Here is a 10,614-nt window from a genome sequence, read left to right on the forward strand (position 1 = left end):
TCGGCCCTTTGGAGGGTGCGCCTTCCGCTGCGGGGCTCTTCGTCGGATTCCCCGGATGGTCTCGACGGTCCAGGGCAGCGCCGTACAGGAGCGCAGGAGCCACCCGCTGCAGCGGGTGCAGGCCCGTCAGAACCTGCTTCTGAGGCTGGTATGACAAGTTAGTAGTCACTGTGACAGTCGCTGAGCGTATGCGGGACACGGAAAGTGAACCGAGTAGGGATCTGCCGAACTGGTGTTTCTAGTTCATGCGGAAGTGTGAGATACGGCTTCTATCCGTTGGGAAGATTCCATTTGACTATTACGTGTACGCCGTCGTCCCCTCGGGAGATCTCATGATTCGTGTCCGACGTCTTGCCAGCCTGACTGGCGCTGTTGTCACGGCTGGACTGGTCCTTGGGCTGGCCAGCCCCGCCTCAGCCATCGAACCTCGCTCCGGTCTGTACAGCAACCTGCAGTTCTGCTTCCCTGACCCCCTCGGAATCATGGGTGTTGACTGCTCGTCGCCGCCGAAGCCGCACTGGGAATACCCCACGGAGCAGGCAGCACGCGATGATGCCGCCAAGCAGGGAAAGGAGGCGATGTGGTGCGTACTTCCCATTGCTAATCAGGCTGTTCTTTGCCAGCGGGTCTAGAACCCTGGCACTGAAGAGGCGGACCAGGAATCGTTCACCGCGACCACCGAGATAACCGTCGTCTGCGGGCGACGCTCTACGGTCGCTGCCCGCTGGCGTGAGCACGCCTTCGCCGGCCTGGACGTGTGCCGGGTCTCGCGGCGCCGACCGCAGTCCGATCCGCTGCGATGGGCACCGGAATAACGCTCTACGGCTCAGGCGGGTCGCAGTGCCGCCCCTGGCCGCGGCATCGCGGCTGGGGGATGTGGTGGCCGTCGGGTGAGGCGGTGCAGCATCAGCCTGATCGCCGAGAGGGTGACCATGGCCTCGGCGTGGCGGGGCAGGTTACGAGAACACGGCCGGTTCACCGGGCCCGGACGAACCCGGGCCTGCTCCGGCACCGTTCTGGGCGCACCACCCGTAGGTTCGGCTACGAGCCCCCTTCGGAAAACATGAACCCACGGCTTTTGTCGGGACTCCCGTGACTTCTAGCGACTCGGCGCATCATCTTCTGACCTGCGGCGCTGATGAGCCGGGGTTTACTCGATCGCGTGGAGAATTCGACGTTCCGTCGAGTTTCCTGACAGTCCGCCGCTATCCACGACGCATGGTCGTTACCAGTGAGCTGAGGCGTCGATGACGCTCGCGGTCGTCCGGTCGATCGACACACCGCGACGGCTGTCGACGGCCCAGGAGTACGAGGACTTCGACCAGGAGCTGGTGGACCAGTTCCTCCTCGCGGGCGTCCGCGGGCTACCGCCCTATTCATCCTGCGCGAAGCCGAGCGGCACGGTGACCGTGTTCGACGCGCAGTGTGCGGGCATGGCCAGTCGCCCGACTGCCGACGACATACTGGAGAAAGCCCGGCTCCAGTACAATGTGTGACTACTAGCGACGTCCTGCGGACAGCTGTGAAGCGCGCCACCCAATAGCAGCCCCTGCTTGGCTGGCCTCCTTTTAGCAGACCATGTTGGAGCTGATCCCAGTGTCGCTCTGCTGGTCCAGAATCTTGCTGAGCTGGAAAATCTGGGCTTCACTCCTCCTGTTTTCCTGCACGCAGTTCTTCCCGTTAAACGAATTCTGCGGCAGGAGATTCTCGTTAGACGAATACGAAACGTGCGGCAGGAGATCGGCGCCTCCGCACTGGTTGAGGGGCCCGGTAGTGGGCAACGTGAGCAGGTTGCCTGCTCCCTGTCCGGTCGCGGCGGTCGTGCGGCCCTGCGCTGCTGCGCCGACGCTCTGGTTGGCGCAGCCATTCTTGATCGCGGGCGAGAGGAAGCTTCCGATTCCGCCGGCCCAGGCTGCGGTGGCGCCCTGACCGACCGCAGCGAAGGTGAGCGTGACAGCGATCGCGCGGGCGAATGTGCGTAGGTTCATGCCCTCCGCGCGTATCTACCGGATCTCGCTGACGAGCTGGGGGTGGATGCTCGCCGGTGAACCGGCGCCGACCGGACCCGCCCGCCGGGGCGCGAAGCCGCCCGTCTTCCCCATCGCCGCGATCGATGACCCGGCGCTGCCCGAGGTGCTGGCCGAGCTGGCGGCGGCGCGGGCTGACGAGATGGACGCCGACACCGTCAACCGGGAGTTGTCCATCGCGCGCAAGGCGATCGGCTGGTGGCAGCGCCAGGGTTGGATCGAGTGCGATCCGACGATCGGCATCGAGCGGCGGCCGGCACCGCCGGACCGCACCAAGGCTCTCGCGGAGAATCAGATCGCTGCCCTGTGGCGCCTCGACGTCGCGCTGCGGGAGAAGACGCAGTGGAAGATGCTCTACGAGTCCGCCGCACGGGCCGACGAGGTGCTGTGCCTGAACGTGGAAGACCTGTACCCGCAGGACAAGCGGGGGAAGATCACGGCCAAGGGCGGGGCGATCGAGTGCATTCACTGGCAGTCCGGCACCGCCCAGCTCCTGCCCCGCCTCATCGCCCGCCGCACCCGCGGCCCGCTGTTCCTCACCGACCGCAAGGCCCCGGCCGGAACACCGACGCTCGACGTGTGCCCGGAGACCGGCCGGGCCCGGCTCTCCTACCGCCGCGCTGAGGAGATCTTCGAGGAGAACACGCGGCTGCTGGCCAACCCCCTCGCCTCACCCGACGACATCGAAGATCTGGACGGCTGGACGCTTCACCGGCTACGCCACAGTGCCCTCACGCACGACGCGGAGGACGGCACGTCTACCCCGATGCTGCTGGCCCGCTCCCGCCACGCCTCCGTCCGCTCCCTGGAGCGATACGCACGGCCCGGCGTCGACTCGGTCGCCCGGCACGTCGCAGAGCGCGACCCCGCCGCACGTCGCCGCACGTGACACCCGTCGTTTGCAGGGCCTGAGCTTCACTCGTGGCTACCTTGCAGCTGGTGTCTGAGCTAGGACACCGGGGCCGATCCGAGCGGATCAGGGCTTCAAGATCATCCCGTTGCCCCTTTGGCGCGTATCTCGCTACCCCTGAGTCTCCCGCCCTCGCAGCGCGGGCGGGAGACACCCTGCCGCGCTATTCGCCGATGGCCGCCCTATACCCATCCGCGTCCAAGAGCCGGCCGACCTCGTCCCGGTTGGACAGCTTCAGCTCGAAGATCCACGAGCCGTACGGGTCCCTGTTGATGCCCGCCGGGTAGGGGATGAGCTCTTTGTTGACGGCGATGACCTCGCCGCTGACTGGGCTGTAGATGTCGGTGGCGGCCTTCACCGATTCCACGTGGTCCGCCCGGGAGGGAAACGGGCGGACCACGGTATTAGATTGCCCCCCGATATCAGTAGTTGACGCAGGTGTTGCCGAAGGTCGGATTGAGCAGGCCGACGATGTCGATGGTGTTGCCGCACGCGTTGAGCGGGACCTGGACCGGCACCTGGATGACGTTGCCGGATACAACGCCGGGCGAGTTGACAGCGGCACCTTGGGCACCGGAGCTTGCCGTGGCGGCACCAGCGCCAGCGAGGGCGCCGCCCAGGGCCAGAGCGGTCGCGGCGATCGCAATTCGAGTACGCATGTCTCTCCAAAGACTGATGACGGAAAACGGCCCAGCGTCCGGGCGACGGGGCCATCACTCGTCCAGCTCAACGAGACAACCGGCACGGAGATACGACGGATGGACCGTCATTCAGTGCTACATGCCGACAAGGGGATGAGCTCGGGCGGCAGACGCGCGGTACCGAGGCCCCACCAGCAGGGGCCTTATGTATGGCGATGAACGTGCGTTAGGGCTCTGCTCCACTTGTGTGGGGCTGGGCTCGTGTGCTGACGCGTGCTTCCGGCCAGAGGAGCCTGGCCTGTGCAGTACTGGATCAGCTGTAGCCGGAGACCACAGTGTCGGAAGAACTGCAAAAGAAGATTGCACGCTCCACAGGCCCTTTGAGCCGTACCCGTCCTGCGACCGACGACGAGTGACCGAGCGGAACGATCACCTAGCAAATCGAGGCTCCCTAAGATCCCCGACAGCGTCAGCCACTCAATGCGCGGTGCGCTCGCTGGACGGAGTGGGATCGCCACGATTGCGGGAGGCCACTTACCCGCAGGGGTAGGCCCTCTTTACACCCGGCCACCCGGCCATCGGCACAAACACCTTCGACACGCTCTTCCGGCCCACCGGGCGCACGATGCCGACGCGCCGTCAGGACCGGACTCACCACGAGGCCTTCGAGGTCGACGGCATCGCCACTCATCCGCGATGCGGTATATCAATGCGGCCCACCCACAGCGCACCGCGAAGCTCGCGCGGTGACCCAGGTCAACGCGGGTCTCAGGCCGGGGCACTACTCAGGCGGTCGAGAATGGTGGCGGCTGGACGGGCGGCGAGCGAAGCCGGCGTCGGGCGGACAGCGGGTACTTGTCGTCACGCCCACCGCTGGGGGGCTCACCCAGACGGAGTGGGCGCGGACTGTGTGACGAGTTGGCAGTGGAACTTTTCCCGCGACGCGCCCGTGAGCCAAGGGGTGAAGGAGTGGACCCAACCTGCGGTTACTGTGAGTAGATATTGATTACTCAAAGTTAGGAAACGGTGCGTGGACCTCGCTGACATCACGTCCGTCAGTACCCACCTCGCCATCGGCACCCCCCGGCTCGGCAACAGCCCCAAGGCCCACCGGCGGATCGAACGGCAGGCCGCGCGGGCCGACAGGTGGACGGAACTCACCGACCTGCCGGGAGAGGCAGCCGCCCACTGGACCGTGCACGTGGCGAACCGCAAGGCCGCCTCCCTGATATTCACCGGGGCAACCCCGCAACAAGGGGGCGGCGGCCTCGTCATCGATCCGGGCGCCTGGCCGCTGCGCAGGCCCGGAGAGCGGCACCTGCTCGACGGCGGGCGCTTCGCGAGGGCGGCCGTACCCCTCGGGGAGCTGCGGACCGATGACGCCGGGCAACTGCTCGTGCTCGGCGGCACCGGAGTCGCCGGGTCTCCCACCAGGGAGCCTTGCACGGCCTTCGCCGACAGCGACGGCTGGTGGGATGACACGTGGACAGGCCCGTGAACGCCGATATCCACATCCGAGGGCGGGCCCCGGTCCGCGCGCGGCGCGGCTGGGTGGTCATCGCTCTGCCGGAGTTCGCGCCCATCCTGGAGGACCCCGTCCCCCTGTGGGATCTGCTCGTCAACCGGTTTGGCAGGACGGGTGACGGCGAGCGGCCTGCTCCCCCGACGGCGCGGCTGCGCTGCTGCTCGACATCGTCCTGCTGCACAGCGTCACCGACCAGGATGACTCGCTGCGAAATCCCCGCGCGGACGACGTCACCAAGGCCGCGATCGCGCTCGCCCCGGGAGAGGAGCGCACGCCGGAGGCCAGACCAGGACCCAAGGCCAGGCTCTGCTCCCCCGCGGCCCCGCTGGGCCACGCCGAGCATCCTCGTTACCGCACCCAGCCCACCACCGAGTCGAACCGCCCCAGAAGGAGTTGAGGATGACCCTGACCGTCGAAGCGTCGACCACCGTCGACAGCCTGATGTGCGTCGAGGAGTCGCAGCAGGACGTTCGCTGGCTCAAGCAGATGCTCCAGCACGCGGTGAACCTCGAGTTCGCCACGATCCCGCCCTATCTCTATGCGCTGTGGTCCGTGAAGGACCGCAGCTCGGACGCCGCCGGCGTGTTGCAAGGCATCGCGTGGCAGGAGATGTTCCACATGGGCCTGGCCTGCAACCTGCTCTCCGCGATCGGAGAGGATCCGGCCATCGCACCCCCAAGCTACCCGGGTGGCCTGCCAGGCAAGGTCAAGCCAGACCTGAAGAACATCAGACTGGAGGGCCTGAAGGCCGAGCCGGAGGATCCGGACGACATCCTGCGGGTCTTCATGGAGATCGAGGCCCCGGAGAAGCCGCTCGCGCTGTGGGCTGATGAGCCGACCTACCCGACGATCAAAGCCTTCTACGACGCCATCAGGAAGTGCTTCACACCGGACCGACGCGATCTCATCAAGCCCAACCGGCCGCAGGCCACCGGGTGGATCGGCGGCGACCGGCTGTTCGAGATCACGGATCGGGAAAAGGCCGCCGAGGCCATCGATCTGATCAGCGAACAGGGCGAGGGAGCCGGTGAGCTGCCACTTGAGACGCCGCGCTCGGGCGAGAAATCCCATTACTACCGATTCGCCGAGCTCTGGCACGGCCGAGCGCTGAGCTACAACGCCGGCGCCAAGAAACTGGAGTTCGGCGGCGCGCGGATCGTGCGCCCCGCGGTGCACCCGCTCGGCCGGGTGCCGGTTGGCGGCTGGCATGACGTCAGCCCCGAACTGCGGCACGAACTCAACGCCGTGAACGCCGAGTACGGCGCGATGCTCAAGGCGTTGCGCCGGGTCTGGAGCACCGAGCAGGCACCGCTCAAGGCGAGCATCGATGCCATGATCCGGCTCGACGACGCCGCGAAGAAGCTGATCGAGTGTCAGTCCGGGGCCGTTTGCGGCCCGGAGTTCCTGAGTCCGCGAGGGAGTGCGGCATGAAGCAGATGACCATCAAGGACGTTCATTCGGTGGAAATCCACCCCCGGATCGGCATCGCAAGGGTGGGCAACAGCGACGCGTTTTTCGTCGGCCCGGAGATCCCCGGAGTGCCGCCGGCCCCAGACGAGGGCGAGTTCAAGGACAAGGAGGGGAAGCTCAAGAAGCAGGCGGCCAGATTCCGCTGCTTCGGGTACAACGCGGATCGCGACCAGTACATCGAACTCACCCACCAGAGCGGCGTGTCGATCAAGTGGACGGTGGAGCTTGCGAACAAGAAAGCCGCAGCCAAGTCGTACTCCGATTCCGGGCAACTACGGAACGCGTACATGACAAAGGAGCGGCACCTCCTGCACATCGCACCCCCACCGCAGCATGTCCACGGCGCCCGCCAGCGCGCGCCGTTCCAAGAGGCCAGCATCAGGTTCAAGAGCAAGGACCTGAGGTCCACCTACGAAGCGAAGGTTTCGCTGGGCGAGCTGCGGACCGACCAAAGCGGGCACCTGCTCGTCCTCGGCAGCTCGGGCGCGGCGGGCACACCACTGCCGGACAAACCCGAACCAGCCGAGATCTTCGACAACGACGGCTGGTATGACACTTCCTCGGACGGCCGGGTCCAAGCCGAGATCACGCTCACCGGACATCCGAAGCCGTTCGAGGCGGCAGCCTGGGTCATCGTCGCGCCACCGAAATTCGCGCCGCAGCTGGACAACCCGATCACGCTCTGGGACAGACTCAACGACGTGTTCGCCCCCGAGAGCCCCGAGATCAACGGCAAGAGAGTCCCCGCCAACATCCCGGAATTTCCCTCCTACACCCGGGACATCCACCCCATCCTTCACCGCGCCGGCGCCATGAAGTGGCTTTACCGCGAGGCCGGCGGCAGCACCCACCAACGTTGGGAGAAGCCCTACTACGGTGCCTACCAGCGCCGGAAGATCTTCGCCCGACTGCGCAGCCCGTACGACCAGGAGGCGGGCGGCGACATGCCGGAACTCGCCGGGCGCGCCAATGGTGGCCACCTGACCCGGATCCAGTACGAGATCATGCGCAAGTGGCGCGACGGCCAGTTCCTACGGGACTGGGACGTCAGGATCCCGCAGTACAACACGATCACGCCCGAAGGCCTGGACCGGGCCGCACTGGAAGCCTGCGTCGGCGGCTCCTTCAACCCCGGCATCGAGGTAGGCCAGTTCGTCACAGAAAAGAACAACTGGGCCAGCCCGTTCGTCTTTGCCGACACGGTCAAACCCGGCGACGTCACCGCTCGGATGGCCGTTCCCTGGCAGTCGGACTTCCATGCCTGCGCCGAGACCTGGTGGCCGGTGCCACGACCGATCCACGTGATCCCCACGGGCGCGAGCGAGTACCGGGCCTGGGCGAACAACATCAAGAGCAACAAAGACATGGTCGACCACTGGCACAAGCTCGGCTTCGTCCTGGATCAGGGCACCGGGCGCTATCTGGAAGTCGGCCGTACGCTCGGGCTGGAGAAGCCGACCAGTTGGATCGACCTCCCCGACCAGTGGTCCGAGGTCTTCGTCGCCGCGCCGTCGTCCGGCGACGGAGAAGACGGCGCCTGGCTGCGACCGGAGCAGCTGGCCGGCACCGATCTGCTGCTGTACGGACGCGGTGAGCCCGCCAGCGGCCGTTCGCAAACCTGGCCGTTCTGGCTGACCGAGCTGGACCGGGCACTCTCCATCGAGCTGCGCTGCGCCGATCCCACCGCGCTGTCGTTGAGCCTGAGGACTCCCCTGGGGCCGGACCTGCAGCTGGACGACCCTCGGCTGGCGGTCACCCGGCACGCCAACGGAGTGTCAATGCACCTCGAGTTGCCCGTCCCGGTCATCGCCGAGCGCCGCTGCGGCGCCGGCTACTGGCAGCTGCACATCACGGCCGCCGACCGTCCTAGGAAAATCCCGTACCAGGTCACAGCGACCACCGAGTCAGATGTCAAGCTCGACCTCGGGGTGCTCAACCAGGCCCAGGACGCCGCCACGGACGTCGAAGCCGTGTTCGGCGGCTCGCCGCTGTCCGACGTGCAGCTGAGCCTGCGGCCGATTCTGGCAGGCGGCGAGGGAGACGCGGTCCAGTGGGCTGAGGTCGAGCCGGGGCGCGACGGCCCCACCGCCCTCGACGCCGACGCGCGGTGGTCGCGTGTGCGGGCAGTGGCGACCTCTCCGCTCGGGCACCCGTTCGTCCGCGAGCGGTTCTCGGCAGCCGGCGAGGATCTGTGACGCTGCTCGCTGGACGGCCAGTTTCCGGACGGCCGATCGACGTGGCGGTGCTCGGTGGCGGGCCAGCAGGCGCCAGCGTGGCCTGCCGGCTGGCCTGTGCGGGTGCGGTCGTCGTCCTGGTGGACGACGGCCGCACGCCATGGTCGCCGGTCGGTCAGCAGCTGGCGTCCTCGGCCTTCCCGCTACTACAGGCACTCGGCGTCGCGGAAGAATTCAGCGCCGGCGCCGTCCAAGTGCAAGAAAGCCGCAGCGCCTGGGTCGGAGATGAGATGGACCGCCGGCACGGCCTCGCGAACCCGTACGGCCCAGCATGGGCCGTCGACCGCGCTCGGCTGGACCCACTGCTGCGCGCCGCCGCCATACGGGCAGGCGCCCGCCTGGTGCTCGGCCGGGCCAGGACCGAACGCACGGCAGACGGCAGCTGGACGGTAATCGTGGACGGCGTCGCGCTGTGCCGGGCACCCGTGATCGTCGACGCCTCCGGATCCGCACGACGGTTCTCCCGCGAACTGCTGACGTGGAACCGACTGGACCGGATGCGCTGCTCGGTGTGGCACACCCGGCCCGGCCTGGCCGGTCAGCAGTCCTGGTCACTGGTCGAGGCGTCCCCGGACGGATGGTGGTACTCAGCGCCCACACCTCAGCCCGGCCAGCTGACCGTGCTGCGCGTCGAGAACCCGGCTGGCCACGACCGGCCCGTGCCGCCGCCATACACCGCACACCGGCTGGGTGGCGCGCACCTGCCCAGGCCCACCGCCCTGCGGACCGCACTGGTCGGCTGCGCGCACCGGCCGTGGTCCCCCGGCGTCGTCGCCGCGGGAGATGCGGCGATGTCCGTTGATCCGCTCTCCTCCTCCGGCCTACGGCACGCCCTGGAGCTCGCGGAGCCAGCCGCAGCTGCGGCGCGCGCGCTGGTGGACGGGGACGTGGGCGCGGCCGAGGGATACGCCACGCTGCTCCGCACGGCGTTCACCCGGCATCTGACCGAGCGCCGGCAAGTGCTGTCTGCCGCCTCGCGCTTCCGGGACCTACCGTTCTGGGCCAGCCGGATCGGCCGTTAACCAGTCCTTCGTTGCGCAGAGGAGCCGATGTGTTCGAGTCGGTCCGTCGGAGCCTCGCGCGGCATCAAGCCGCCGCGCGAGGAGCGGTGCATCGAGCGCTCCCGGCCACCGCCCATCCCTCAGCGACTGCCAGAGGACGATCACGGCCCGGACGGCACAAGTGTGCTGATCGGGGTCTCGTAGCCGCAGCGGGCCTTGCGCCGGGCCGGGACCGCGGGGAGGCCCTGGGCGCTATCAAGCGGTCGGAGGCGAGCGAAGAGCCCGGCGTGCACAGTGGGGACGGCGTCGACGCGGAGGCTGTAGCCCTGCCGCGCCGCACGGATTTCCAGGACGTCGTCCCCGATCTTGAACTGGGTCTTCGTCTCGTCCAGCACCAGTTTCCGGTCCTTGGTCAAGGAGCTCCTCGTACCGGTGGCGCGTGATGCTTCTGACCTTCGTGCTCGCGGGCATCGGGCCCACCCCTGTACGCCGGGGCGCCAGCTCTCCCACCGTCGGCGACAAGCCCCGACTTCTCTGCGCGAGCGTCAACGCGCCGTCGGATCCACGGCAGCTACAGGCCAAAGCGTCGGTGTAGTACGGGCCTTCCAACTCAGGTTCTGAGAGGTCGTTTTCATCTTGAGCGTCATCTCTTAGGGCGGTTTGCGCTTCTCGATGAGGTGTTGCTGGTGGGGCTGTAGTTGTGGTTATGCGTGGTGAGGCCAGTGGTGTGTCAGATGGGGCGAGATCCTGCTTGCGCCTGTCTCATTCCAGGACGCCAGATCTGTCCCGTGCTTCGACACGGCGGG

10 protein-coding genes are annotated in these 10,614 nt (G+C 67.4%); 6 read left to right on the forward strand and 4 right to left on the reverse strand.

Annotated elements, in window-relative coordinates; all coding sequences use genetic code 11:
• Positions 1–1,247 precede the first annotated feature (1,247 nt).
• Positions 1,248–1,496 carry a hypothetical protein gene (locus G412_RS41230; protein WP_028815222.1) on the forward strand — a complete coding sequence of 83 codons (249 nt, stop codon included), beginning with the start codon at positions 1,248–1,250 and terminating at the stop codon, positions 1,494–1,496.
• A 72-nt stretch (positions 1,497–1,568) separates the two neighbouring features.
• On the opposite strand, the gene G412_RS0129700 is transcribed toward G412_RS41230, so the two are convergent.
• Entirely contained in the window at positions 1,569–1,988 is a 420-nt protein-coding gene (locus G412_RS0129700; RefSeq protein WP_028815223.1) for a hypothetical protein, read from the reverse strand.
• Here G412_RS0129700 and G412_RS41235 point away from each other — a divergent pair.
• Positions 1,987–2,916, forward strand: coding sequence for a tyrosine-type recombinase/integrase (locus G412_RS41235; protein ID WP_244283302.1), 930 nt, complete (start codon positions 1,987–1,989; stop codon positions 2,914–2,916). The two genes, G412_RS0129700 and G412_RS41235, sit on opposite strands and share 2 nt — an antisense overlap.
• A gap of 184 nt (positions 2,917–3,100) precedes the next feature.
• Here the strand turns inward: G412_RS41235 and G412_RS40375 are convergent, their stop codons facing one another.
• Positions 3,101–3,304, reverse strand: coding sequence for a biotin/lipoyl attachment domain-containing protein (locus G412_RS40375; protein WP_167546502.1), 204 nt, complete (start codon positions 3,302–3,304; stop codon positions 3,101–3,103).
• Positions 3,305–3,359: 55 nt separating this feature from the next.
• Positions 3,360–3,596, reverse strand: a complete 237-nt coding sequence (locus G412_RS0129715) for a chaplin (RefSeq protein WP_028815225.1) — start codon at positions 3,594–3,596, stop codon at positions 3,360–3,362.
• 1,012 nt (positions 3,597–4,608) lie between these two features.
• Between G412_RS0129715 and G412_RS0129720 the strand changes: the two genes are divergently transcribed.
• The 4 genes from G412_RS0129720 (at position 4,609) to G412_RS0129735 (ending at position 9,829) form a co-directional block, all read left to right on the forward strand.
• Positions 4,609–5,076 (forward strand): LodA/GoxA family CTQ-dependent oxidase, encoded by a 468-nt coding sequence (locus G412_RS0129720; RefSeq protein ID WP_028815226.1) that lies wholly within the window; start codon positions 4,609–4,611, stop codon positions 5,074–5,076.
• A gap of 426 nt (positions 5,077–5,502) precedes the next feature.
• Complete coding sequence (locus tag G412_RS36605; RefSeq protein WP_051338692.1) at positions 5,503–6,534, forward strand: ferritin-like domain-containing protein; 1,032 nt, start codon at positions 5,503–5,505, stop codon at positions 6,532–6,534.
• The gene (locus G412_RS0129730; RefSeq protein ID WP_028815227.1) at positions 6,531–8,768 is read left to right on the forward strand and encodes a LodA/GoxA family CTQ-dependent oxidase; all 2,238 of its coding nucleotides are present in this window, start codon (positions 6,531–6,533) and stop codon (positions 8,766–8,768) included. Before G412_RS36605 ends, G412_RS0129730 begins: the two co-directional genes overlap by 4 nt.
• Entirely contained in the window at positions 8,765–9,829 is a 1,065-nt protein-coding gene (locus G412_RS0129735; protein ID WP_028815228.1) for an NAD(P)/FAD-dependent oxidoreductase, read from the forward strand. Before G412_RS0129730 ends, G412_RS0129735 begins: the two co-directional genes overlap by 4 nt.
• A gap of 140 nt (positions 9,830–9,969) precedes the next feature.
• Here G412_RS0129735 and G412_RS36610 read toward each other — a convergent pair whose 3' ends face one another.
• Positions 9,970–10,224, reverse strand: a complete 255-nt coding sequence (locus G412_RS36610) for a hypothetical protein (RefSeq protein WP_028815229.1) — start codon at positions 10,222–10,224, stop codon at positions 9,970–9,972.
• Positions 10,225–10,614 lie beyond the last annotated feature (390 nt).

Source organism: Streptomyces flavidovirens DSM 40150 (genome assembly GCF_000429085.1).
GTDB lineage: Bacteria > Actinomycetota > Actinomycetes > Streptomycetales > Streptomycetaceae > Streptomyces > Streptomyces flavidovirens.